The following is a 25,420-nucleotide window of genomic DNA, read 5'->3' as shown; positions in this document are numbered from 1 at the left end:
CATGCAGACCAACTCGGATCGCGCCGCTGAGGGTGGCACGGACGGGAAGCGCCGCGAGCAGGCCGAGCCGATCGCGATCATCGGCATGGCCGGACGCTTCCCCGGATCGCCGGACATCGACACGTTCTGGGATCAACTGCGCGCCGGTACCGACGCGATCAGCGAGATACCGCGTGACCGCTACGACGTCGAGGCCATCTTCGAACCGTCCCCGAGCTCGCCGGGCCGGACCAGCAGCAAGTGGGGCGGCTTCCTGGAACGGATCCAGGAGTTCGACGCAGAGTTCTTCGGGATTTCGCCCCGGGAAGCGTCCCGCATGGATCCCCAGCAGCGTCTGCTGCTGGAGACCACCTACGACGCCCTTGAGGATGCCGGGCAGGACCTGGGCCGTATCGGAGGATCGAACACCGGTGTCTACATGGGCCAGCTCGGCGGCGACTACTGGCACATGCAGTACCAGAACCCTCAGGACCTCGAGTTCTACGGACTGATCGGGGCTGCCGCCCGCGCCATGACCTCGGGCCGCGTTGCCTACTCCTTCGACTTCCGTGGCCCGAGCGTCACCCTCGACACAGCCTGTTCGTCCTCACTGACGGCCGTGCACATTGCCGCCCAGTCGATCCGGTCAGGCGAGACCACGATGGCGGTGGCCGGCGCAGCCAACGTGGTGCTCCTGCCGGAGGAAGGCACCGTCTACTCCGGTGCGCGGATGCTGGCGAGCGACGGGCGCTGCAAGTTCGGTGACGCATCGGCCGACGGCTTTGTACGCAGTGACGGGGTGGGCGTCGTCATTCTCAAGTCGCTGTCCCAGGCCCGGGCCGACGGGGACCGGGTAAGGGCGGTCATCCTGGGCAGCGCGATCGGCAATGACGGGCAGAGCAGCGGCTACCTGGTCACACCGGGAGTCGAAGGGCAGCGTGACGTCCTGCTGCGTGCCTATGAGCAGGCGGGCATCAGCCCGGCCGAGATCGACTACCTTGAGGCGCACGGCACCGGCACCAGCGTCGGCGACAAGGTGGAACTGGAAGTCTTCGGGCAGGTCCTGGGACCGGGCCGTCCGGTCGACCAGCCGTGCCTGGTGGGCTCCTCCAAGACGAACATCGGCCATGCGGAGGCCGCAGCCGGTATGGCCGGCCTCATCAAGACCGTGCTGAGTCTCGAGCACGGCGCGGTGCCCGCGAACCTTCACCAGAACACGCCCAACCCGGCCATCCCCTGGGACACCCTCCCGGTGCGGCTGCCGAGCACGTACACGCCCCTGCCCGACCGCGGCCGCCCTCACCGGGCTGGAGTCAGCAGTTTCGGTCTCACCGGAGCCAACGCCCACGTGGTGCTGTCGGCGCCGGAACCCCGTCCCGCGCAGAAGAGCGGCGGTGCCGAGGAGCCGGGGACGCATCTGCTCGCTCTGTCGGCTGTCGGACCTGAGGCGCTGATGGAGCTGGCCGGCGCCTGGGCCGACGTTCTGGACGACGAGGGTCCGTCCGCGCCGTCCCTGCAGGACCTCACCTACAGCGCCTTGCAACGGCGCAGCCACTTCGACTGCCGGCTGGCCATGGCCGTGGCCTCTCGCGGCGAAGCTGCAGCCATTTTGCGGGAGTTCGCCGAAGACGGCGAAGCGCACGGTTCGGCTTCGGCTCTCTACGTGGAGGAGGAACGCCCCCGCGTCGTGTTCGTCTTCCCCGGTCAGGGATCGCAGTGGATCGGAATGGGACGGCAGCTCCTGGCCACGGAGCCGGTGTTCGAGCAGGCCATGAAGGCCTGCGACGGTGTGATCAGCCACGAGAACGGCTGGTCGGTCATCGAGTTGCTGAACAGCGACGACACCGAGCGCTTCGCCCGTGTGGACGTCATTCAGCCCACCTTGTGGGCCATGGAGATCGCTCTGGCCGAGCTGTGGCGTTCCTGGGGAGTGGAGCCCGACGTCGTGATCGGGCACTCCATGGGCGAGGCAGCCGCCGCCTACATCAGTGGTGCGCTGTCGCTGGCGGACGCCGGCGCGGTGATCTGCCGGCGCAGCCGGATGGCCCGGCGCCTGAGCGGTCACGGCACGATGGCCTGGGTGGAGCAGTCCGCACAGCAGGCGGGCGAAGCCATCGCCGGCTACGAGAACTTGGTGGCGATCGCTGCTGCCAACAGTCCTACTTCCACTCTGCTGTCCGGGGACCGCCGCGCGCTGGAAGAGATCCTGGCCAAGCTCGACGAGCAGGACGTGTTCAACCGCTGGATCAACGTGGACTACGCCTCCCACGGGCCGCAGATGGACACCATCCGCGCAGACCTGCTGTCCGAGCTGAAGCAGTTGAGCCCTCAGGCGGGCACCATCCCCGTGCACTCCACCCTCCTCGGCGAAACGATCGACGGCTCCCAGATGGACGCCGAGTACTGGGCGCGCAACATTCGCGAACCGGTCAACTTCGTCGACGCCGTACGTACTCAACTGGACACGGGAAACACCGTCTTCGTGGAGATCAGCCCCCACCCGGTCCTGGCCTCCGCGATCGCTGCCACAGCTGAGGCTCACGGGCAGCCCAGCACGGCCGTCGGCTCCCTGCGTCGGGACGACGACGAGCGGGAATCACTCCTCACCTCGGTGGCCAAGCTGCACACCGCGAATGTCGCCTTCGACTGGGAGAAAGTCACCGGCGGCGGCCGCTTCGTCCCACTGCCCCGCTACCCGTGGCAGCGTGTCCAGCACTGGATCGAGGAGACTCAGGGGCCGGCGTCCTCCCGCGGCGCGCCTGCGGAAGGTCTTGAGGAAACAGGTCTTCCCCCGGGCGTCGTCCACACCCACCCGCTCCTGGGCGCAGCCGTCCCCGCTCCTTCGGGGACACGGACGTGGCAGGGGCCCATCGACCGGGCACGCAACGCCTACCTCGATGACCACCAGGTGCAAGGCTCCGTTATCTTCCCGGGCACCGCGTACATCGAGCTCGCCGCAGCGGCCGCGGCAGAGATCCACGGGGACGCACCGGTCTCCGTCCGCGACATCCGCTACCGCGAAGCACTGTTCCTGGACGAGGGCGCCGTCGACATCCGCGTCACCCTGAGGCTGACCGGTTCTGCTCCCGAGTATTCCCTGGAGGTCCACAGCCAGGCATCGTCGGCGTCCCCGTGGGTCCTGCACGCCGAGGCCACGGTCAGTTCGTGTGCGGCACCCGCCGGCACCGCCGAGGCTGTCGCCGACATCAGGTCCCGCGCAGGCCGGCACCAGGACAAGACCGTGTTCTACCCCTGGCACGCGGCGCGTGGCAATCAGTGGAACGGTGCGTTCCAGGCCGTGGAGGACGTCTGGATGGCCGAGGGCGAGGCCCTGGCACGTCTGGCCGGCCCATCGTCCGTGCTGGCCGACTGGGACGCTCACCGTTTCCACCCGGCTGTTCTGGACGCAGCGGCGCACTCCCTCGTCGCCGCCCGGCCGGACATCGAAGAGGGACAGGACCACGCGTTCGTCCTGGGAGGCATCGACCAGGTCCGGATCTTCCGGCGGCCGGGCACCCAGCTGTGGAGTCACTGCGTTCTGAAACCGGAGGCACGCGAGGACTCGTTTACGGGCGACGTCCGCATCCTCGATGAAACCGGAGCCCTGGTGGCCGATATGACCGGCCTGCGCCTGCAGTACCTCCGGGGGCACGCTCCAGCTCCGCTGGCATCCGCACCGGACGCTGACGAGGGGGACGGACCCGGCGACTGGCTGTACGAGTTGCAGTGGACGCCGGCAGCCCCCCTGACGACACCTGCTGTTGAGCAGGACGGAACGTGGGTGGTGCTGACGGACTCCGGCCACATCGGGCGCAATGTCGTCAAGGGGCTGCAGAGAATGGGCCAGCGGGTCGTCGTCGTCACCGCCGCCCGCGGGTACGCGACGACCGGTGCTGACCGGCATCGAGTGGACCCGGCTTCACGTGATGACCTCGCCAAGATCCTCATGGAAACAAGCCAGGACTCCACGATCCGCGGCATCGTCCACATGTGGAGCCTGGACGCCACCGTCTCGGGCGATGCGAATGATGCGGAGATCCAACGGGCCGAAGACCTGACCTGCCGTAGCGCAGTGCACCTCTCCCAGGCACTGGCAGAGGCACACCATGACCGGCCACCACGGTTGTGGCTGGTGACGCGCTCGGCGCAGCTCGTACAGCGCCAGGACCAGGTCAAGTCTCCGTTCCAGGCCCCGATATGGGGGCTGGGCCGCACGCTGGCCATCGAGCATCCGGACTGGCAGACGAGCATGGTCGATCTCGACGACGCCCCTGCCAGCGTCGACGCTCTTCTCACGCACCTGCTGCATGCGGACGGCGAATCCCAGGTTGGCTTGCGTGACGGCCTGCGGCTGGCTGCCCGCCTGGTCCGCAAGGAAGTCGGCGCCGTAGAAGCTGCCGGGGCTCCGGCGGGTCATGTCGTGATCGAGGTCAGCCACGGCGGCATCGGCGCCAGAGACGGCAACCGTGTGACCGATCCCGCGTTCATGTGGGGGTGCGCAGGCGTCGTCGCAGCAGTCGGGGACGGCACTGACGGAGTTGCTACCGGCGACACCGTCCTCGCTCTGGTGCAGGGGCCGCTCGCCGGTACGGTGACTGTCCCGGCCTCCGTGGTGGTGTCGAAGCCTGCCCACCTGACGGCGGCCCAGGCAGTCACGCTGCCGCGCGGCTTCGTCACCGCATATCGCGCGCTGCACGATGTGGCACGTGTGGCCACAGCGGAGCGGGTTGCCGTCGACGACACCACGGGCGAGCTGGCCGACGCCGCCGCGAAGGTCGCCACAGCCCTGGGGTCCACCGTGGTCTCCAGCGAAGCCCGGGATCTGGATGTGCTGGTGACCTCGGGTTCCGGTCGGAAGAACGCGTCAACCGCCCGGCAGTTGAGGCCGGGCGGACGCTACGTGGATTGCAGTGCCACGTTCGGCTCCTTGCCCGGGCATCTCTCTGTTGAGGACTTCTCCCACAACCGCGCCTTCCACACTGTCGAGCTCGCAGAGCTGTTCTCCCGCGCTCCGCAGGAACTGGGTACGGCGCTGAGGCAGGTCTGTGAGCTCGCGGAGCGGGGGGTCCTGCGAACGGCCGGCTTCACGGAACTCTCCCTGAGGGAAGCCCAGTCCGTGCAGGACGGAACGGGTCCGGTCGTCGTTGCGCTCCCGGGGCACACCGCCCATGAGAGCAACGCGGAAAAGGCCGACTTCTCCGTGTTTGCCCATGCGACCTATCTCGTCACCGGTGGGCTCGGAGGCATCGGAGGCCGTGTCGCTTCGTGGCTGGCGGACCGAGGAGCCCGGCACCTGCTCCTGACGGGGCGCACCGCTCTGCCGCCACGTGAGGAATGGGAGAGCGTCGTGCCCACCGACCCAGGTTATGAGCAGGTGTCGATCCTTCGGTCGCTGGCCGGGCGCGGTGTCGAGGTGGAGTACGCCGCTGTGGACACGGCGGATTTCGACTCCATGCGGACGGTGCTTGCGAAACGTGAGGCGGCTGAACTGCCGCGGCTGCGTGGGGTGCTGCACGTCGCCGGAACGATCGACTACACGCTGGTGCGGGATCTCAAGTCGCCGCAGATCAGCGCCGCGTTGCACGCGAAGGTGTCAGGCGCATGGGCTCTTCACCGATTGACCCGGGATCAGCGGCTGGACTTCTTCGTCCTCTTCTCGTCCGGGTCGGCTCTGCTCGGCTCACCTCTGCTCGGCGCCTATGCGGCGGGGAACGCGTTCCTGGACGCTCTGGCGCACTACCGGTTGCAGCGCGGCCAGACGGCGTCTGTCGTCAACTGGGGGTTCTGGGGCGGCGTGGGCATGATGGCGCGCAAGGCCCAGGAGGATGAACGGGACGTTGTTCCGCAGGGCATGCAGCACTTCGCCCCCTCGCAAGGTTTGGCCGTCCTGGAGCATCTTCTGCAGCATCAGTGCGACCAGGCGGCCGTGCTCCGGGTGGACTGGCCCGTGTGGGCGCAGGCATACCCCGCTCTTGCGTCGACTCCGCAGTTCCGGGGGCTGGCGCAGGGCGAAGCGGGCCCCTTGTCGGGGAAGGCGCCGGTCGCCGAGCAGCAACTGGTGACGTCCAGTCCCGTGGCGTCCGCTGCGGTGCGGCCTGGCGTGCGGGAGCCTGCTTCGCCGGTGAGGAAAGCAGCGCGTAGTTCGCCGGTCGTGACTCCGGCATCGCCTGCGGCGCCGGCTGCCGGTACCGCTGTGCATGACGGTGCTCTGCTGGAGGAGCTGACGGCCACCGTCGCGAGCGTCCTGAAACTGCCGACCAGCCGCGTCAAACCCACCACCCCCCTCAAGCGCATGGGCCTCGACTCCCTCATGGCGGTCGAACTCCGCGCACGCATCGAACGTACCCACCGGACCGACATCCCCGTCACCCTCCTCCTCAAGGGCGGCACCCTCAACAAGATCATCGACCACATCGGCAGCAACTCTCGTGACGCGGACACAGAAGGAAGATCAGGTACGTGTTCCGACACCGACAGAACCGATCAGCGCCGCACCCGCGCCCGTGAAGCCCAGGACCGTCGAGCCGACGCCGAAGGCTCCCGTCCCTGCCGCCGTCAAGGCCGAACCCGCACCGCCGACCCGAACGGACGAGGGCGCTCTGCTGGAGGAGCTGACGGCCACCGTCGCGAGCGTCCTGAAACTGCCGACCAGCCGCGTCAAACCCACCACCCCCCTCAAGCGCATGGGCCTCGACTCCCTCATGGCAGTCGAACTCCGCGCACGCATCGAACGCACCCACCAGACCGACATCCCCGTCACCCTCCTCCTCAAGGGCGGCACCCTCAACAAGATCATCGACCACATCGGCAGCAACTCTCGTGACGCGGACACAGAAGGTGCTGAGCTGTGAAAACACCTGGAATCCACATCGCCGGCCTGGGAACGTACCTCCCGGAGATCATGAGTGCGGAGAAGGCCGTCGAACAGGGCCTCTACTCGGAGGAGGACTACGAGTGGTTCGGCTGGACCGGCGCGGCTGTAGCGGGTGACATCTCCGCCCCGGATATGGCGGTCCACGCCGCCCGTGAGGCCATGGAGCGGGCCGGGCAGGACGGAGCGAGCCTCAGTCTTCACATCCACGCGCACAGCTGGCCGCAGGGCCCACTGGGCTGGTCTCCTCATCAGTACGTTCTGCACCACGTCACACAGCGTGACGTTCCTTCCTTCCTTATCTGGCAGGCGTGCAGTGGGCTGATCGGCGGAATGGAAATAGCCGCCTCGTACCTGATGGCGCAGCCGGAAGGCTCGGGGGCTCTTCTGACGGGGGCCGACAACTCGGGCAGGCCGGACTTCAACCGGTGGGCGTTCGGGCTGCAGAACGGCGTCATCGGGGACGGCGGATCGGCGGTGGTGCTGTCCAAACAGGGCGGCTTCGCACGCTTGTTGTCCATCAATTCCGGATCGACACCGGAGCTGGAACAGCTCTACCGCGGCAAGGAACCGATCTACTCCCCCGAGAGCGCCGGAGGGGAACGGGTCGACTTCCGCGAGCGGCTGAGTTCGTTCGGGGACGATCTGGGAAATACTGTCGCCGAAGTTGTCAGCCGCCAGGGCGAGTTGCGCGCCGAACTCGCCCTGCGGTCGATGGCCGAGGCTGGAATCACCCCGGAGCAGGTCACGCGTGTGGCGCATGTCTTCACCGGCCTGGAGAGCTACCTGAAGGTCATCCTGGACCCGATGGGGGTCAGTTCCGACAAGGGTCTACTCGAGTACGGCCGCCAGTTCGGCCACCTCACGGTGAACGACCAGATCATCGGTCTGGAGCATCTCGTGGCGACCGGCGAGGTGGGACCCGGTGACCACGTGCTGATCGTCGCTCACGGGGGCGGCACATCCATCTCCTGTGCGGTCGTGGCCATCGACGCACGCCCTGGCTGGGCGTCCGGGCCAGGTGCGGTCACTTCCGCCGCGCAGACATCATCCACCGGCCAGACGGCCGGATTAGCCGAAGGAGGCAGGCGGTGATCGAGGCGGACATCTTCTGCGGCGAACTGGAACAACGCGGCTTCGCCAGGGCCAGTGGTGTCCCCTGTTCCTTCTTCGGAGGGCCCATCGCCCATCTCAGCCGCACTCCCGGGCGCTACACCCCGGCCGCGAACGAGGGCAACGCCGTGGCCGTCGCGGTCGGAGCGGCGCTGGCGGGTGAGCGCTGCTACGTGATGCTGCAGAACTCCGGGCTGGGCAATCTGGTCAATCCCCTGACATCACTGGTGATGACTTACCGCATACCGGTGCTGACGTTCGTGAGCCTTCGCGGGTGGCCGGACCCCGCCCAGGACGAACCCCAGCACGAAGTGATGGGCGGGATCACCCAGCCCTTCCTGGAGATGCTCGGCCTGCCGCGGTGGATCCTGCGGGCGGATGCTTCGCACGAGGAGTTCAGCGGCATCCTGGATGAGGCTGAGGCCGCAGTGTCCAAAGGGCAGGCACCCTTTGTTCTCGTGGAGAAGGGCGCTGTGGGCAAGTGCCCTCCTGGCGAGGACAGCGCGGTCGAGGCCAGGCAGCACAGCGGCGAGGTGGTGAGCCTGGTCAGCGAGCTGGCCGGCGAGGCGCCGGTGATCGCCACCACTGGTTTCACCGGGCGTGAGCTGTTCGGTCTCGATGACAGGCCGCGCAATTTCTACATGCAGGGCTCCATGGGACACGCCTCGTCCCTAGCCCTGGGGGTTGCCCTGGCGCAGCCGCGAACCCCGGTCTTCGTCCTCGACGGCGACGGCGCCGCGCTGATGCATCTGGGTGCGCTCTCGGCGATCGGCGACCAGGCACCCGGCAACCTGGTGCACATCGTGCTGGACAACGGCATCCACGAGTCGACCGGCGGGCAATCCACCACGTCCGCTGGTACGTCCATCGAGGAGGTGGCGCGGGCTGCGGGTTATGCAATGGCGGAACGGTGTCAAAGCCTTGAGCAGGTTCGCGCGCAGGTCACCCGTGCCCTGCACAGCCCGGGCCCGCACCTGATCCTGGTCCCGACCCGTGGCCGCACAGGGCCGATGCCGCCGCGGGCGACCGCCACGCACTCGCCGGAGAACATGCGCGACCGGTTCGCACGAGCCGTACAGGCGGCGGCGTCCGGCCTCCCGTAATTCCCGAGGCCGACAACGACGCCAGATCCCTTCCTCTTCCCTTCCGTTCATCCCCGACTCACCACGTAACCGACGGCTGGTGTGCCACGCGCACCGGCCGCCGGCGCAGAGGAGATCTCCACCTATGTCTACTCGCACCCGGCAGATTCTGAGCGCCGCAACGGTTCTTTCAGCCCTCCTGGTGACCGCTTGCGGATCGAGCGCCGCCGACAAGGGCGGTAAGGATGAGGGGGGTGCTCGTAACCCTGACAGTCTCATCTTCGCCACTATCCCGACCGAGGACTCCACCACACTGGAGCAGAGCTTCGCCGGTGTGATCGCGATGCTGGAGAAGGAGACAGGCAAGAAGATCACCTTCCAGAAGGCGACCGACTACGCGGCCATCATCGAGGGCCAGCGGACCGGGAAGATCGACATCGCTGTCTACGGGCCTTTCACCTACGTGTTGGCTCTCAACTCCGGGGTGAAGATCGAGCCCGCCGCCGCGCTGGTCACGGAAAAGGGCGCGAAGCCCGGGTATCGCTCCTACGGCTTCGTGAAGACGGGCTCCGACATCAAGAGCCTGGCAGACGCCAAGGGCAAGAAGGTCTGCTTCGTCGAGCCGAACTCGACCTCGGGGTACCTGTATCCGTCCGCGGGGTTCATCGAGGCCGAGGTGGATCCCGAGAAGGACATCAAGCAGGTCATGGCCGGTGGCCACGACGCGTCCGTTCTGTCGGTGGTCAGTGGTCAGTGTGATATGGGCTTCGCCTACGACGCGATGGTGGAACACCAGCTCATCGACAAGAAGCAGATCAAGCCGGGTGCGGTGGAGACCATCTGGAAGTCCGAGATCGTGCCGGGCTCGCCGGCCGCGGTCAGCAATGAGCTGGACTCCGGACTGAAGAACAAAATCGTCACCGCATTGCAGACCAAGGCCAACGCCGACTACCTCAAGGAAAATGGCTTCTGCACGACGGTCTGCTCGGTCGGTGACCAGGGGAACTGGGGCTTCACGAAGGTGAGCGACGCCATGTATGACGGCGTCCGCAAGGTGTGCGCCACCACCAAGGACGAGCAGTGCCAGAGTTGACGACGGCACTCCTGCCGGGCGGGCTCATACAGTTCCGTGAGGTCAGCAAGCGTTTCGGTGCGGACACCCAGGCCCTGGATGACCTGACGCTGAGTATCGAGGCCGGAGAAGTCGTCGTCCTGCTGGGACTGTCCGGGTCCGGGAAGTCGACCCTGCTGCGACACATTGACGGACTACAGCAGGCGACGAGCGGCACCGTGAACGTTCTGGGCACCGACGTCGGCCGCGCACGCAACAAGGAACTCCGGCAACTTCGGCGAAGGGTCGGATTCATCTTCCAGCAGTTTCACCTGGTGCGCAGTCTGACTGTTCTGGAGAACGTGTGCACCGGTGCACTCGGCACGCTGCGAGGGCCTCGGCTCGGCCTGCCCACATTCCCGAAAAAGGTTCGCTTCGAGGCTCTGGAACACTTGGAAAGGGTCGGCCTGAGTGCCCAGGCACTGCAGCGCGCCGACACCCTCTCCGGCGGACAGCAGCAGCGGGTCGCGGTGGCAAGGGCGCTGATGCAGCGTCCGGAGATCCTCCTGGCCGATGAGCCGGTTGCTTCCCTGGACCCGGAGTCCTCATCACAGATCATGCAACTGATCCGGGACATCAGCCAGGAGCGGCAGCTGACCGTGGTGTGCAGTCTGCATCAGGTGGACCTGGCGTTGTCCTGGGGCGACCGGGTGGTGGGGTTACGTGCGGGCAGGATGGTCCTGGACACGCCGGTCAAGGGCTTGAAGCGTGATCAGGTGATGGCGGTGTACGCCGGGGTGGGGGCGGATGCCGCGGCGGTGCTGGCGGCTACCGGATGAACCAGGTGACGCTGCCCGATCCTCCCCGGCCCGCGCCGGCGCGGGAGGACAAGGCGCGGGTCGCGGCGCGGCCGACGCCACTGGGCACGGCGGCGGCGTTCACCATGCTCGCCTTGTGTGTTCTGTCGTTGTGGGCGTTCGTCGATCTGAAGATCAACGTGGCGACGCTGATGGACAGTGCCGGAAATGCCGTCGACTTCCTTGGCCGGGCCCTGCCGCTGGACTTCCCACCCTGGGAGGAACTGTTTCGGCTTGCCCGCCAGACTTTGGCGATCGTGGTCTGCGCGACGCTGCTGTCGGTGGTCATCAGCATCCCGATTGCGGTGCTGGCCGCGGGCAACACTACCCCGACCCGGGCCGGCCGCCTGGGGGCACGTGGGCTGATCGTGTTGGCCCGTGCGGTGCCGGACGTGGTGCTGGCCATCGTCTTCTTCAGGGTGTTCGGCCTGGGTGCGATGGCGGGCGTGCTCGCCATGGGTCTTCATTCGGTGGGCATGGTCGGCAAGATGTACGCGGATGCCATTGAGCAGATCGACGAAGGGCCTCGCACCGCGGTGCGGGCTGCCGGCGCCAGCCGTCTCCAGCAGCTGACGACCGGCGTGCTGCCCCAGGTACTGCCGTCGTTCACGGCCAATGCGCTGCACCGTTTCGACATCAATCTGCGGATCTCGGTGGTTCTTGGTTTTGTGGGGGTCGATGGTCTGGGCTTTGCCATCGCCTCGTCCCTGCGCGAGCTGGACTACCCGCGTGCCATGGCTCTGGCCTTGGTGGTGCTCGTTCTGTGCGTTCTTGCGGAGTTGCTGTCTGGAGCCCTGCGCCGAGGGCTGCTGCCCCGTCAGGAGCGGCGGTCGCGGCGGTCAGCCGGCCGGTCCCACACTTCCTCGTCTGCCGTACCTGGGCTGCGGAAGCCGCCGCCCGTCGGTGACGGCCAGTCGCGGCCGGCACAACAACGGAGCACGATGCCGGTCGGCATGCCCTGGGACGGGCGGCGAATACGGCGCACGGTGTACGCGGCGGTGTCTTGCGCCGCGGTCACGGGTTGTGTGGTCGCGGCCGGTCTGGGGCCGGGACAGTTCTTCACCGGACTGGGAAACCTGCCGCACGCGCTGGGCCTGTTCTGGCCCCCCGAAACGGGCAGCATCCTCCCTACGCTGCTGGCCGACCTGTGGGTCACGGTGAAGATCGCTCTCGCTGCGACGCTGATCGGGACGGTGCTCGCTCTGCCGATCGGAGCCTTGGCCGCGCGGAACGTGTCCCCTTCACCGTTCACGACCGGCGCGTTCAGGGCATTGATCGTTTTTATTCGCGGGATTCCGGAGCTGGTGCTCGCCATTGTCTTCGTCGTGATCACCGGACTGGGTGCGGTCGCCGGCTCGCTCGCGCTGGGTGTCGGCGCGATCGGGTTGCTGGGCAAGCTGGTGGCCGACTCGCTGGAGGAGGTCGACGGCGGAGTGGAGCAAGCGCTGCGGGCTACCGGGGCGGGCCGGTGGCAGGTGTTCGTGTCGGCCACGCTGCCTCAGGCCGCACCGGCCCTGGTCGGGCACGTTCTCTACCAGCTCGACGTCAACATCCGTGCCGCAACACTGCTGGGCATCGTGGGGGCAGGAGGCATCGGCTTCCAGCTTCTGAACGCCTCCAGGGTGCTGGAGTTCGGGGTCGTGACCACCGTGATGCTGCTCGTGTTCGCGACCGTGCTGGTGGTGGAGGGCCTGGCTATGTGGTTCCGACGGACGGTGAGCTAGTGCTCCGGCAGGATCTCGCCGTTTGACCTGGCCTTTCGCCGGAAGGCGGGGCGTAGCGGGACTTCGGTCGTGCGGGGGGCGTACGTCGATGGGGTCGCCGCCGTCGGCGGGCAGGAGTTCGACGGTGCATGAGTGCGGTCCCAGAAGCGGGCCAGCAGGTGCGCCCGCGCTGGCCTGGCCGGCGCCGGAGGCGCCGAGCAGGGCGAGCGTGCAACGGGCCACGCCGCGCAGGATGGGCTCGGCGCCGCAGTCCCGCAGCCGTACGCCGACCGGCCGCCTTCACGTGCGTACCCATGCGGACGTCGACGAGCTGATCCTCCTGGATACCAGCACCGGCGTCGGCTGCGTCCACCGGTGCCGTCACGAGAAGCAGCGGATGGCCGTGGTGTGCCCGCTCACCCTCGCTTGGCGAAAGGACAACCCTCTACGGCCCCGGGGCTGTACCCCGTCGACTACTTACCGTCGGCGGCGACGTGGAAGGGGCCACGATTTGCCCGACTGCCAACGGCTCGCCGCGGTGGCCCGCCCCACCACGAACTGGGTGTGTGGGTGGCGCTGCCCAACGTCTTGAAGCAGCACGGAAGATGTACCCCACTGCTGCTGGTACACCCGTGTGCACATTTCATAGCCGAGTACGTGATCTTTGCTGGGATGCTCCGTGCTGTGTGAATGTCCCATCTTGGCGATATGCTCTTACTGTGCCGGGAGAAGAGGCGCACCTGGTCGGTGCAGAGGCCGTACGGCGAGCCAAGCAATGGCTCGAAGGGACGATGCGGGTATCGCAGTCCTACCCCAACACCGAGGGGGTGTGGGCCAGCAAGCTGACTCTGTGCTGGCCCCATGGCAACCGGAAGCAGTTCTCCTTCGACTTGGGCGGCGTCATGCGCGGAGGGGAGTGGCACGGCGAGATGTTCTGCGCCGAGGTCAAGTGGCGCAAGAACGCAAGCGATCAGGGGACGGAGTACAAGAGCTTCCTGGCGAAGTGCTATGTGGCGCTCAGCCAGGAGTACATGCTGGGTGATCACTTCATGTGGATCAGTTGGGCGCCGTTCCGCGCGAACGACTGGGACCAGCTCACCACCCCCGAGGTCATCCGCGAAGCGGTCTTCCTTGAGGCGCAGCGGGCGTTAGGCACCGCTGACCGAGTCGAAGCCGCAGAGCTGATCAAGAACGAGGTGGTCGAGGATCTGTCCAAGCGGCTCTGGCTGGTGGTGCTGTCCGAGAAGCAGGAGAGGCTCGTCCCGCTGGATGACTGGCGAGGTGTCGTCGCGCAGTTCTACAGCAGCCAGGGAGGGACCTCATGGTGACGCCTGTTGCGCCCGAGATCGACAGCGCGCTTGATCACCCTGATCCCCGCCAGGCTGTCGAGCGCGTCAAGGACGTCATCCAGAGGCGGCTGCTGCTCATTCACCCCCAAGCCAGGATCATCCGAACGGACTTCTTCAACCACTCCTATGTGCCCGACTTGTTGATGACGTGGAACTCGGGGACACGCAAGGGAGAACGGCGCATTTACCTCCGCGCGTCGGCGGACCCGGATCTGCTTGCATCAGATGTGATGCTCCTGGAGCGCGAGCAGCAGCCCCTGGTGGTGCCGCTGGCGCAAGTGGATGTTGATCACTCGCAAGCCCGTCTGGAAGCGGTGGCGGAGGAGCGTGACACACTCATCCTTGATCCTTCTGGGCTCGGTGCCTTGCCGGCGCACACCCTGGCACGTTCCCCGACCGCTCTCGCCTCCGACGCGATTGTCGAAGGCGGCCGGGGAATCATGAGTCAAGACCGAGTGGAGCACTTCCTGACCGCTGTCGGGAGCGGCGTGGAGGCGGCGCGCGCAGGAAGGACCGACCCCACCCGGGAAGCTCTGTCCGAGGTTACGCGGCGCACTGTGCCGACCGTCTCGCGGCGGATGGCCACCTTTATGGCCGCCATGTGGCAAGGCAGCGGTCGCTCCCTTCTGGACTTCCCGGGCGACGCACCTGTCCGCTCGACCCTGGATGAGACCTCACTCAGTCTCCTGCTCGGCTCGCGAGAGATTCCCGACGAAGACTTCTGGCGACGTATCCGCCCGCTCGTGACCGCCAAGACACTACTGGGCACGGACGTACGTGACACGCCGAACCTCCAGCATCTGATGCGCAGCGCCATCCAGATCTGGAAGGGCCATGTGTGCATGATCGTCGACGATCGCCGCCGTTCCCCCGACTCGGGCACCGATTGGCGTTGGGTCGTCGATAACGGGCGCCTGGGGCTGTGCGGGCCCGGCTTCACCGCCTATCTGGCTGCCAGCCGGAAAGAACTGGACTTCCCCGAGGAACACCCGGCACCCCTGCTCGCCCAGGTTCGCGATCGGGCCAGTCGCTTCTCCATCGCCCTGACGTCCATCCGCATGCTGATGACCAACCGCAGCATCGGCTACGACGCGCCCGGTGAGGACGTGACTCACGACCCGCAACTCGACGGGATCAGCGCGGCGTTCGGCCAGGAAGAGGGAGTGGTCGAGGCACTCGCCCTGACCCCGACCAGGACCCCGTTGCGCTGCAACTTCACAACTCGCACGGCGAGCCCTCCAGGCGCCCGATCACTGCTTCCCTACGCAGAGCTTCTCGGCACGACCCTGCGCCTCTTCCTCGACCTCGACGACGAAGATGCGGCACACCTGGAAGGGCTGCTCTACTCCGGCGAACCCGCCCCGGCACATTGGACGCAGGCTGACCTCTTCGAGGAGTGAGCGCGGAGTCCATCACCGCACTTACAGCCTGTGGTCGCCGGGGCCGTTACCCAGGGCCAATGCGAGCTTCCTCCGCCAGGCCAGAGTGCAGGGTCCCTTGAAAACGATCGACCATCCGAGCTCGGAACCGAGCTGGAAGCGCTCTCCGTATACGGCGATGGGTCGGCGCGGTGGATGGGTGGCGGGTCCCTACGTCGTGGCGAGCTGCGGCGCCTTGCGAGAACGGGTGCGCATATCATCGTTGGATGAGCTTCACTGCGCTTCACCGTGCGCTCGGCATGACACCTGGCCCGATAACCGATGAACTCCTCGATGCCGCGGTGGCAGCCGGCGTAACGGAGGCCACGGACCTGGATTGGAAGTCCGAGCTGCCCCCGGCGAAGGGGATATCTCAGACGGATTTTCCCAAGGATGTTGCGGCGATGGCGAACAGCGGCGGCGGTGTGATCGTCTACGGCGTCCATGAGAAGCAGAAGGCGGCGACGAAGCGTGTCGATGTCGGCGAATTCGAAGAGGGCCATGAGCGCGCCATGCGTAGCGCTGCGATCACCGCCATCTCGCCGCCGGTCTTCGATCTGCGCGTGCACCGTCTCAAATCCGTGGGCAACCGGGCAGTGGTGGTGGAGGTTCCGTCGAGCGTCGATGGACCTCATCTGATCTACAAGCACGAGTATTTCGGTGCACCAGTGCGCAACGACTCCGACACGGTGTGGATGAAAGAGCGCCAGATCGAAGCCATGTACCGCGCCCGGTTCGACGAACGCCGCCACGCAACCGAGGCTCTGGACACGCTGGTTGCCGAGGCTGCTGCCGGCCGCGATGCCGACAGGCGCGCATGGTTGATCGCTGCTGCTCACCCCCGCATCCCCCGCCTTGCGGGCCGACTGTCCCGCGACGAGGCACGCCTCGTCTTGGAGGAGACCGCGGAGTTGGCCCTGGTCTACGCAGGACGCGGAGGTATCCATCCGCTGGAGAGCGTGGATCGACTCAACCCCCGCCCCGGACTGCGCCGGTGGGTTGCCGTCAACACAGCAACGGGTGAGCGTGCAGTCTGGAAGGAGTCGTGGGTCGCCATCCATCACGACGGCTCGGTGACCCTCGCGGCCGCGGTTGGCGGGCACAGAAACAGGGACGGCTATTTCGAGGGCTGGCAGGTCGAGTCTTCGGCCATCGAGTGCGCCATCGCAGATCTGATGGCGCTGGTCCGCACCACCGCTGGTGCCACCGGCAACGCGGAGTACGAGGTGCGTGTCCGGATCGACTGGAACGGTGAGGACCCGCTATCGATCCTGACGGTGGACACCTTCGGCTTCCTCTATCACGACGTCTCGACTCCGCTGCGCCGCTACACACCGGTCGAGACCACAGTGAACGCCGGCGAACCAGATCTGGACTATCACTGGCACGTGCACGACCTCGCGCAGGACTGTGTGAACCAGGGCGGCATCTCCAACCTGCTCCAGATCCGACCGCCTGAACCAGACGATCAGGTGTAGACGAGTCGCCGTTCCGACAGGTCAGACCGAAGCAGGATGGGTCTGCAGGGGAGGGGCCCGATCACTTCAACGGCAATGATGTACCCCGGGTGAGGGCGTGGGTGTAGTGGTCAACTCGCCCCTCGGACACACAATTGCCCCACGATCACCGGTTTGCGGGCAGGCGTAATCGGCACCCGGCTCTCATCTGGAGTGAGGAACGGGTGCTTTGTTCTTCACCGCCCCTGGCCGGGGAGTTGGCGCTGGGCTCAACCACACACCGTGGTGCTCGAACAGCGACGCGGTGGTGATCGGCTCCAGCGACGGGGCCTTCAGAGGCCCAGTACCAGCCGGGGCCCACGGCAGCGGGACACGCAGATCATCATCGACTCTCCCGCCTCCCGCTCCTCCTCGCTCAGCAGCGAGTCGCGGTGGTCCGGCGTGCCCTCGAGGACGTCCGTCTCACACGTGCCGCAGGTGCCCTCGGTGCAGGAGTAGAGGACTTCGACGCCCGCCGCCCGTACGGTGTCGAGGACGGACGCGTCCGCCGGCACGGTGAGCGTCCTGCCGGAGTGTGCGAGCACCACCTCGAAGGCGTGGTCGGTGCCCTCGCGTGGCGCCGTGCGCGGCTGGAAGCGCTCCATGTGCAGCGTCGCCGGCGGCCGGCCGCCGCACCGCTGTGCCACGGCGTCCAGCAGCGGCGCGGGGCCGCAGCAGTAGACGAGCGTGTCCGGCCCGGCCCCGGCCAGGTACGGCGCGAGGTCGAGGAGGCCCGACTCGTCCTGCGGGGCGATGCCGACCCGGTCGCCGTAGCGGGCCAGTTCGCCGGTGAAGGCCATCGAGGCGCGGGTGCGGCCGCCGTAGAGCAGCGACCAGTCCGCGCCCGCCGCGTCGGCGGCGGCGACCATCGGCAGGATCGGGGTGATGCCGATGCCGCCGGCGATGAACCGGTAGCGCGCGGCCGGGCGGAGCGCGAAGGTGTTGCGCGGGCCGCGGGCCCGGACCTCCGTGCCCTTGTGCAGCCGGTCGTGCACCTGCGCGGAGCCGCCCCGCCCGGCCGCCTCGCGCAGCACCGCGATCCGCCAGGTCCTGCGGTCCGCGGGGTCCGAGCACAGCGAGTACTGCCGGACGAGCCCGCCGTCCAGGAGGAGGTCCACGTGCGCCCCCGGCTCCCAAGCGGGCAGCTCCCCGCCCGCCGGGCGGCGGAGCGTGAGGGCGAGCACCCCGTCGGCGGCCACGTGCCTGCCGTCGACGACGAGGTCGAGGTCGTGGGTGCCCCCCGTCATTCCGGGTGTCCGGGCGGGTGTCCGGCCGGATGTCCGACCGGGTGGGCGAGCATCCACTCCCACATCGCCACGGGGTCCTGCGTGGTGTGCTCGGCTCCGCAGTGGCAGACGCCGTGCAGCAGGTCCGTGCCCGGCCGCCAGTCCACGCGGTACACCCTGGCCGTGGGGCCGCCGCTCACGAGACGCGCTCCACCGGCTTCTCGCCCTCCTCGGCGAGCCGGGCCAGGATGCGCCGGGCCGCGAGGCCGCCGGTGTCGATGTTGATGCTCAGCTCCTGGTAGCCGTCCTGTTCGCGGTCCAGGGCCTCCTGGAGGACATTGAGCGCGTCGACGTCCTGCATCACCACGGTGTGGTTGGAGTCCCGCAGGAAGGCGGTGACCTCCGGGTCGTCGCGTGCGAAGTCCCGGGAGACGGCCCAGAAGTCGTAGACCGTGCCGGGCGCCGAGGGCGTGATGGCGTAGGTGATCTCGGTGTGGAAGGCGTGCGGATCGCTGCCGTCGGGCTCCGGCAGGACGCCGACGGGCGCGACGCGGCTGTGCAGCAGGTACAGGCAGGGGGCGTGGTACTCGATGTCCTGCCAGCGGGTGATGCGGCCCTCAAGGCCGGTGGAGCGCGCGTAGAACGGCGGGCACGCGGCGTCGTCCATGTGCCGGCTGACGCGGACGATGCCGGCGCCCTCGTCGACCTCCGTGGCGATCGGGGTCTCGGCGACCTCGGGGGTGCCGATGTAGCCGCCGTGCAGGTACGTCTCGTGGGAGAGATCCAGCAGGTTGTCGACGAGCAGTCCGTAGTCGCAGCCGATGGTCTCCATGCCGCTGACCGAGATCCACCCCGGGTCCGCCAGGTGCGCGGCCCGCGGGATGGTCCGCGGGTCGGCGACCGCGGGGTCACCGATCCAGACCCAGACGAAGGAGTCCTGCTCGACGACGGGGTAGGAGCGGACGCGGGCGGTGCGCGGAACGCGCTTCTGCCCCGGGACGAAGACGCAGGCGCCGGTGCTGTCGTACGTGAAGCCGTGGTAGCCGCACACCACCGTGTCGCCGTCCAAGCGGCCCTGCGACAACGGGAAGCGGCGGTGCACGCAGCGGTCGGCCAGGGCGACGACCTCGGCCGCTTCGTCCTCGGTCCGGTAGAGGGCGATCGGCTCGCCGAGGACCGTCCGGGCGATCAGCTCCCGGCCGACCTCGTGGCCGTAGGCCGTGACGTACCACTGGTTCCTCGCGAACGGGGGCATGGTTCTCCTCTCGCTGCCGGGCGGAACTGCTCCCGCTCCGCCGCGCCGTGGGGTGGGACCAGAGTCGGGACGGGGTCCGGGGACGGGCAACGGCTCTTCCGCCCGGTGGAAGCCTGTGGCCAATGTTGGGCGAATCATTGACGGCAGTCAGAATTTCGCCTTACATTTCGCGGGTCGGGCATTGAGGTGCCGCACCGTCCGTGCCCGCTCCTCCTGGAGAACGGAGCAACTCGCCGTGCCCGTGCGCCTCTTCCGCACGCCGGCCGCCACGGCTTCGGCCCCACCGTCGCCCAGAACGCGCCGAACCCGGCCGTGCGTGACCACCTCCGCGCCGAGGGTCACGCCCCGGCGGGTTCCTCGTACGAGCCCGAGCGGCACACCTCCTGGCGTGAGGGCGTCGACTACGCCCGCCTGCTCGCCGGCTCCACGCACGCCCCGCAGGTGCGCGTCCGCTACCGGGCCGCGCCTGATCTGGACCTGGACGGCGCGGCGTACGTGCCGTACCGGCCGGCCGGGCCGGCGGTCGGCCGGGAGATCGGCCGGGAGAAGGGCGGCGGCCGTTGCTGAGCCGCGCCGGCGGTCAGCCGGGAGCGGCGCCCGGCCGCCATCCCAGCGCCCGGGAGATGCCGCGCCCGGCCAGCCGCACGGCCGGGATCAGCGCCGGGGGCTGCGCACCGGCGGCGTGCACGACGAGGGACACCGACGCCACCACGGCGCCGCGCGGGCCGCGCACGGGGGCGGCCACGGACAGCGCGTCGTCGGTGATCTGACGGTCGCTCACGGCGCAGCCGGTGCGCCGCACCTCGGCCAGGGCACGGCGCAGGCTGCCGGGGTCGGACAGGGTGTAGGGCGTGAAGGCCGCCAGCGGGCGCGCGCAGACCTGCTCCTGGACGGCCGCGGGGCTGTGCGCGAGGAGGACGAGGCCCACGCCCGTCGCGTGCAGCGGCCAGCGCGCGCCGACCCGGCTGCGTACGCCGACGGCGGCGCGCCCGGAGATCCGCTCCAGGTACACGACGTCCAGGCCGTCGCGGACGGCGAGATGCACGTTCTCGTGGGTCGACTCGTAGAGGTCCTCCAGGTAGGGCAGCGCGGCTTCGCGCAGCGCCGGGCCACGCGGGGCCAGCGCCGCGAGCTCCCACAGCCGCAGCCCGATGTGGTAGCTGCCCCTCTCGTCCCGTTCCAGCGCGCCCCACGCGGCCAGGGTCCCCACCAGCCGGTGGGCGGTGGCCAGCGAGAGGTCGGCGCGCTGTGCGATCTCCGTGAGGGACAGCGCCGGGTGGGCGTGGTCGAACGCGCCCAGGACGGCGAGCAGCCGGTCCGCCGCCGACCGGGAGGACCGGGAGGGTGTGCGCGCGGTGCCCGGGCTGCGTCCCGGCGGCGGCTGTCCTGCGGGGGCAGGCATCGGCGGGGTCCGTCAGTCCGGTCCGGGTTCCGCGATACGCAGCAGCAGTGCGTGCAGGGCTGCCCGCTCGTCGGGGTGCAGCGGGGCGAGCAGCTCGTCGGTGACCCGGCGCCCGCCCTTGTCGGTGTCGCGCAGCGTGTCCCGGCCGCGGTCGGTGAGGACGACGATGCGGCTGCGGCGGTCGTCCGGCGACGGCCTGCGGACGACGAGGCCCAGCCGCTCCAGATCGTCCACGAGGTTCACGATCGCGCTCGGGTCGTAGCCGAGGCGCTCGCTCAGCTCCCGCTGCGGGGCGCCCTCCGCCGAGGCCAGGTAGCGCAGCAGCGCGTAGTGCCGCAGCCGCAGCCCGGACTCCTCGAGGGTGGCGTTGAACAGGCGGCCGGAGCGCAGCCCGAGCCGGTAGAGGAGGTAGCCGGTGTCGGTGTGCAGGCCGCGCATCCAGGGCGCGTCTTCGTCAGCGATGTCGTGCTCCGGGTTCGGGTCCGTTGCGCGCGGGACGTCGGGCGGGACCGTCCCAGCATGGAACACATGCTGGGTTTCGACAACTATTGACGAGAACAATTATTGGACTTAGCTTCGCTGTCTGTTACGAGAAGGGATCCGCTCTTGTGACCGAGCCCTCCGCCACCGCCCCAGAACCCGCCCGCCCGGAACCCACCGGCCCGGAACTGACCGGCCTGGACCTGACCGGCAAGGTCGCGGTCGTGACCGGCAGCGGCCGCGGCCTCGGGCTGGCCTACGCCGCCGCGCTGGCCCGGGCCGGGGCGTCCGTCGTCGTCAACGACATCGACACCGGCGTCGCCGAGGAGGCCGCGAAGTCCCTGCGGGTGTCCGGGGGCAGCGCCGTCGCCGAGGCCGTCGCCGTCGGCACCGCGGAGGCCGCCGAGCGCCTGGTCGGCCGCGCCGTGGCGGAGTTCGGGCGGCTCGACGTCATGGTCACCAACGCCGGCATCCTGCGCGACAGGGTGCTGTGGAAGATGACCGACGACGACTTCGACGCCGTCGTCAGCACCCACCTGCGGGGCACCTTCACCTGTGCCCGCGCCGCCGTGGTGCGCATGCGCGAGCAGGGCGAGGGCGGCAGTCTGGTGCTCGTCGGCTCCCCGGCGGGCCAGCGTGGCAACTTCGGGCAGACCAACTACGCCGCCGTCAAGGCCGGCATCGCCGCCATGGCCCGCACCTGGTCCATGGAGCTGGCCCGCTCGCGCATCACCGTGAACGCGATCGTCCCGGTGGCCGCCACCGCGATGACCGAGAACATCCCGGCCTTCGCCCCCTACGTCCAGGCGATGCACCGCGGCGAGCCGCTGCCCGGATTCCTGCGCAAGGGCGAGGGCTTCGGCACCCCGGAGGACTGCGCGGCGCTCCTGCCGTTCCTCGCCTCCGACGCCGCCCGCGACCTCACCGGACAGTGCATCGGCATCGGGGGCGACCGGCTCGCCCTGTGGTCGCACCCGCAGGAGACCGCCGTCGCGTACGCCGACGGGGGCTGGACGCCGGAGGCCATCGCCGCCGCCTGGCACACCTCGGTCGGCCGCGAGCCGCAGTCGGTGGGCATCCCCGCCCCGGTCTTCCCGGAGGCGTGATGACCGAGATAACCGAGATCCCCGAGATGACAGCCATCGACGTCGACGGCCTCGCCGCGATCGACGTCCACACGCACGCCGAGGTGTCCTCGAAGGGGCGCGCCTCCCTCGACGAGGGCCTGCACGAGGCCTCCAGCGCCTATTTCAAGGTCCGGGGCAAGCGCAAACCCACCCTGGAGGAGACCGCCGCGTACTACCGCGAGCGGAACATGGCCGCGGTCGTCTTCACCGTCGACGCCGAGTCCGCCACCGGCACCGCGCCCGTCCCCAACGAGGAGGTCGCCGAGGCCGCCGCCGCCAACCCGGACGTACTCATCCCCTTCGCGAGCATCGACCCCTTCCGCGGCCGGGCGGGCGTGCGGCAGGCGCGCCGCCTGGTCGAGGAGTACGGGGTGCGCGGCTTCAAGTTCCACCCCAGCATCCAGGGGTTCTACCCCGACGACCGCCTCGCCTACGGGCTGTACGAGGTGATCGAGGAGACCGGCGCCATCGCCCTGTTCCACACCGGGCAGACCGGCATCGGCGCGGGCGTCCCCGGCGGTGGCGGGATCCGCCTGAAGTACTCCGACCCGATGCGCGTGGACGACGTGGCGGCCGACTTCCCGCATCTGAAGATCATCCTGGCGCACCCGTCATTCCCCTGGCAGGACGAGGCCCTGGCCGTGGCCACCCACAAGCCCGGGGTCCACATCGACCTCTCCGGCTGGTCGCCGAAGTACTTCCCGCCGCTGCTGGTCAAGTACGCCAACAGCCTGCTGAAGGACAAGGTGCTGTTCGGCTCCGACTACCCCGTGCTCACCCCCGACAGGTGGCTCGCCGACTTCGCCGAGCTGCCCATCAAGGACGAGGTCAGGCCGGCGATTCTGAAGGAGAACGCAGCCCGGCTGCTCGGGCTCACCCGCTCGTAACCCCGTCGAGCCGCAAAGGGGCGCAACGATGCGCAACGAGGGACTGGGGTCATGGCCCGCACGCCGGGCCCGCAAGACCCCCCACCGCACCGCCCTGCTCCACCACACCACCCTGCGCAACCGCACCGATCTGCGTCACCGTGATGACGCGGCCGGTCACGCCGCAGCCGCCGTCAGCTACGCCGGGCTCCACGAACGCACCACCCGCCTCGCTCACGCCCTGCGCGCGCACGGTGTCCGGCGCGGCGACCGGGTCGCCTACCTCGGCCCCAACCACCCCTCCTTCCTGGAGGCGCTGTTCGCCGCCGGCCTGCTGGGCGCGGTCTTCGTCCCGCTCAACACCCGGCTGGCCGCGCCCGAGATCGCGTACCAGCTCGCCGACTCGGGTGCCCGGCTGCTGCTGCACGCCCCCTCGCACACGGCCCTGGCGACCGACGCCACGGGCGCCGGAGGGGACGACGTGCAGGGGACGCCCGCGCGCGTCGCCGTCGGCGGCAGCGCGTACGAGGAACTGCTCGCCGCCATGGTCACCGAGCCGGTCGACGAGCCGGTCGCCCTCGACGACACCGCGATCATCATGTACACCTCGGGGACGACTGGCCGCCCCAAGGGAGCCGTGCTCACCCACGGCAACCTCACCTGGAACGCCGTCAACGTCCTGATCGACCACGACCTGACCGCGGGCGAGGTCGCCCTCGCGTCCGCGCCCCTGTTCCACATCGCCGGGCTCAACATGCTGGCCCTTCCCGTGCTGCTCAAGGGCGGCACCTGCCTCGTCGTGGAGGACTTCGACCCGGGGGACACCCTTGAGCTGATCGAACGGCACCGGGTCACCTTCATGTTCGGGGTGCCGGCCATGTTCGACCGGATCGCCCACCACCGCCGGTGGGCCGGTGCCGACCTGTCCTCGCTGCGCATCCTGACCTGCGGCGGATCCCCCGTCCCCACCCGGCTGATCGCCACCTACCAGAGCCGCGGCCTGACCTTCCTGCAGGGCTACGGGATGACCGAGGCCGCCCCCGGCGTCCTCTTCCTCGACGCCGAGCACGCCACGGCCAAGGCCGGCTCGGCCGGCGTGCCGCACTTCTTCAGCGATGTCCGCGTCGTCCGCCCCGACCGCACGCCGGTGGACGTCGGCGAGGCGGGCGAGATCCTGGTGCGCGGGCCGCACGTCATGCCCGGCTACTGGGGACTGCCGGAGGAGAGCGCCGCGGCGTTCGCCGACGGCTGGTTCCGCTCCGGGGACGCCGCGCGCGTCGACGCCGACGGCTATGTCACCGTCGTCGACCGCCTCAAGGACATGATCATCTCGGGTGGCGAGAACATCTACCCCGCCGAGGTCGAGGACGCCCTGCTCGCCCACCCCGACGTCGTGGAATGCGCCGTCATCGGGGTGCCGGACGACAAGTGGGGCGAGGTCGGCCGCGCGGTCGTCGTCGCCCGCGAGGGCGCCGAGCTCGACCCTGACGAGGTGCTCGGATCGCTCTCCGGGCGGCTCGCCAAGTACAAGATCCCGAAGTCGGCGGTGATGGCCGCCGAGCTGCCGCGCACCGCCTCCGGCAAGCTCCTCAAGGCCCGCGTACGCAGCCTGTACGGCACACCCTGACCCGCCCTCACCTCTGCAGCAGGGAGTTCCCGATGAGCATCACCGTCAACGGCCTGGACGAGCTGAAGATGCTGGCCGGCAGCGACCTGGGCGTCAGCTCGTGGATCGAGGTCACCCAGGACCGCATCGACACCTTCGCCGACGCCACCGACGACCACCAGTGGATCCACACCGACCCCGAGCGGGCCGCGGCCGGCCCGTTCGGCCGGCCCGTCGCCCACGGCCATCTGACGCTGTCCCTGTTCATCCCGCTCTTCACCGGACTCCTGGAGGTGGACGGCGTCACCACGAAGGTCAACTATGGCCTGAACAGGGTCCGCTTCCCCGCCCCGGTCCCGGTCGGCGCGCGCATCCGCCTCGCGGCCCGGCTCGCCGGCGCCGAGGACGTGCCCGGCGGCGGGGTGCAGATCACGGTCGACGGCACCGTGGAGATCGAGGGCGCGGCGAAGCCCGCGTGTGTGCTGCAGAGCATCTCCCGCTTCTACGCCTGAGCGGCCGGCCCCGCCGGGGCGCCGCGT

At 69.0% G+C, this 25,420-nt stretch carries 19 protein-coding genes and 1 pseudogene; 15 read left to right on the top strand and 5 right to left on the bottom strand.

Annotated features, from left to right (window positions below):
* Position 1: 1 nt before the first annotated feature.
* The 10 genes and pseudogenes from ABGA99_RS11320 to ABGA99_RS11275 form a co-directional block, all read left to right on the top strand.
* A pseudogene (locus ABGA99_RS11320) lies at positions 2–6,334 on the top strand (acyltransferase domain-containing protein); the annotation flags it as partial.
* 73 nt (positions 6,335–6,407) lie between these two features.
* On the top strand, positions 6,408–6,830 hold the full coding sequence (locus tag ABGA99_RS11315) for a phosphopantetheine-binding protein (protein ID WP_347582587.1): 423 nt from the start codon (positions 6,408–6,410) through the stop codon (positions 6,828–6,830).
* Positions 6,827–7,945 (top strand): ketoacyl-ACP synthase III family protein, encoded by a 1,119-nt coding sequence (locus tag ABGA99_RS11310; RefSeq protein WP_347577240.1) that lies wholly within the window; start codon positions 6,827–6,829, stop codon positions 7,943–7,945. Before ABGA99_RS11315 ends, ABGA99_RS11310 begins: the two co-directional genes overlap by 4 nt.
* Entirely contained in the window at positions 7,942–9,066 is a 1,125-nt protein-coding gene (gene aepY, locus ABGA99_RS11305) for a phosphonopyruvate decarboxylase (protein ID WP_347577239.1), read from the top strand. The genes ABGA99_RS11310 and aepY overlap by 4 nt, the downstream gene beginning before the upstream one ends.
* 124 nt (positions 9,067–9,190) lie before the next feature.
* The gene (locus ABGA99_RS11300) at positions 9,191–10,138 is read left to right on the top strand and encodes a phosphate/phosphite/phosphonate ABC transporter substrate-binding protein (RefSeq protein WP_347577238.1); all 948 of its coding nucleotides are present in this window, start codon (positions 9,191–9,193) and stop codon (positions 10,136–10,138) included.
* Positions 10,126–10,935 (top strand): phosphonate ABC transporter ATP-binding protein, encoded by an 810-nt coding sequence (phnC, locus tag ABGA99_RS11295; RefSeq protein WP_347577237.1) that lies wholly within the window; start codon positions 10,126–10,128, stop codon positions 10,933–10,935. The genes ABGA99_RS11300 and phnC overlap by 13 nt, the downstream gene beginning before the upstream one ends.
* The gene (phnE, locus tag ABGA99_RS11290; protein WP_347582575.1) at positions 10,932–12,677 is read left to right on the top strand and encodes a phosphonate ABC transporter, permease protein PhnE; all 1,746 of its coding nucleotides are present in this window, start codon (positions 10,932–10,934) and stop codon (positions 12,675–12,677) included. Before phnC ends, phnE begins: the two co-directional genes overlap by 4 nt.
* Before the next feature lie 698 nt (positions 12,678–13,375).
* On the top strand, positions 13,376–13,984 hold the full coding sequence (locus tag ABGA99_RS11285) for a hypothetical protein (RefSeq protein ID WP_347577235.1): 609 nt from the start codon (positions 13,376–13,378) through the stop codon (positions 13,982–13,984).
* The gene (locus tag ABGA99_RS11280) at positions 13,978–15,405 is read left to right on the top strand and encodes a hypothetical protein (protein ID WP_347577234.1); all 1,428 of its coding nucleotides are present in this window, start codon (positions 13,978–13,980) and stop codon (positions 15,403–15,405) included. The genes ABGA99_RS11285 and ABGA99_RS11280 overlap by 7 nt, the downstream gene beginning before the upstream one ends.
* Before the next feature lie 245 nt (positions 15,406–15,650).
* Entirely contained in the window at positions 15,651–16,901 is a 1,251-nt protein-coding gene (locus tag ABGA99_RS11275; RefSeq protein WP_347577233.1) for an ATP-binding protein, read from the top strand.
* Positions 16,902–17,212: 311 nt separating this feature from the next.
* Here the strand turns inward: ABGA99_RS11275 and ABGA99_RS11270 are convergent, their stop codons facing one another.
* Genes ABGA99_RS11270 through ABGA99_RS11260 form a run of 3 tightly spaced genes read right to left on the bottom strand, consistent with a single transcriptional unit; the run spans position 17,213 to position 19,400 of the window.
* The gene (locus tag ABGA99_RS11270) at positions 17,213–18,166 is read right to left on the bottom strand and encodes a PDR/VanB family oxidoreductase (RefSeq protein WP_347582574.1); all 954 of its coding nucleotides are present in this window, start codon (positions 18,164–18,166) and stop codon (positions 17,213–17,215) included.
* Positions 18,163–18,345, bottom strand: coding sequence for a hypothetical protein (locus tag ABGA99_RS11265; RefSeq protein WP_347577231.1), 183 nt, complete (start codon positions 18,343–18,345; stop codon positions 18,163–18,165). The genes ABGA99_RS11270 and ABGA99_RS11265 overlap by 4 nt, the downstream gene beginning before the upstream one ends.
* A complete protein-coding gene (locus tag ABGA99_RS11260) occupies positions 18,342–19,400 on the bottom strand; it encodes an aromatic ring-hydroxylating dioxygenase subunit alpha (RefSeq protein ID WP_347577230.1) in 1,059 nt (352 codons plus the stop codon). Before ABGA99_RS11260 ends, ABGA99_RS11265 begins: the two co-directional genes overlap by 4 nt.
* 312 nt (positions 19,401–19,712) lie before the next feature.
* On the opposite strand from ABGA99_RS11260, the gene ABGA99_RS11255 reads away from it, so the two are divergent.
* The gene (locus ABGA99_RS11255; RefSeq protein ID WP_347582573.1) at positions 19,713–19,967 is read left to right on the top strand and encodes a hypothetical protein; all 255 of its coding nucleotides are present in this window, start codon (positions 19,713–19,715) and stop codon (positions 19,965–19,967) included.
* 13 nt (positions 19,968–19,980) lie between these two features.
* Here the strand turns inward: ABGA99_RS11255 and ABGA99_RS11250 are convergent, their stop codons facing one another.
* The gene (locus ABGA99_RS11250; RefSeq protein ID WP_347582572.1) at positions 19,981–20,802 is read right to left on the bottom strand and encodes an IclR family transcriptional regulator; all 822 of its coding nucleotides are present in this window, start codon (positions 20,800–20,802) and stop codon (positions 19,981–19,983) included.
* 12 nt (positions 20,803–20,814) lie between these two features.
* Positions 20,815–21,240, bottom strand: a complete 426-nt coding sequence (locus tag ABGA99_RS11245; protein WP_347577227.1) for a MarR family transcriptional regulator — start codon at positions 21,238–21,240, stop codon at positions 20,815–20,817.
* A 230-nt stretch (positions 21,241–21,470) separates the two neighbouring features.
* Between ABGA99_RS11245 and ABGA99_RS11240 the strand changes: the two genes are divergently transcribed.
* Genes ABGA99_RS11240 through ABGA99_RS11225 form a run of 4 tightly spaced genes read left to right on the top strand, consistent with a single transcriptional unit; the run spans position 21,471 to position 25,393 of the window.
* The gene (locus tag ABGA99_RS11240; RefSeq protein ID WP_347577292.1) at positions 21,471–22,388 is read left to right on the top strand and encodes an SDR family NAD(P)-dependent oxidoreductase; all 918 of its coding nucleotides are present in this window, start codon (positions 21,471–21,473) and stop codon (positions 22,386–22,388) included.
* Between the two features lie 26 nt (positions 22,389–22,414).
* Positions 22,415–23,296, top strand: coding sequence for an amidohydrolase family protein (locus ABGA99_RS11235; RefSeq protein ID WP_347577291.1), 882 nt, complete (start codon positions 22,415–22,417; stop codon positions 23,294–23,296).
* Between the two features lie 28 nt (positions 23,297–23,324).
* Positions 23,325–24,902: an o-succinylbenzoate--CoA ligase gene (menE, locus tag ABGA99_RS11230; protein ID WP_347577226.1), complete on the top strand. Its 1,578-nt coding sequence runs from the start codon at positions 23,325–23,327 to the stop codon at positions 24,900–24,902.
* 32 nt (positions 24,903–24,934) lie between these two features.
* Positions 24,935–25,393 (top strand): MaoC family dehydratase, encoded by a 459-nt coding sequence (locus ABGA99_RS11225; protein ID WP_347582571.1) that lies wholly within the window; start codon positions 24,935–24,937, stop codon positions 25,391–25,393.
* Positions 25,394–25,420 lie beyond the last annotated feature (27 nt).

It is taken from the genome of Streptomyces sp. B5E4 (genome assembly GCF_039871555.1).
Lineage (GTDB): Bacteria > Actinomycetota > Actinomycetes > Streptomycetales > Streptomycetaceae > Streptomyces.
This window is presented reverse-complemented; position numbering and strand designations above follow the sequence as displayed.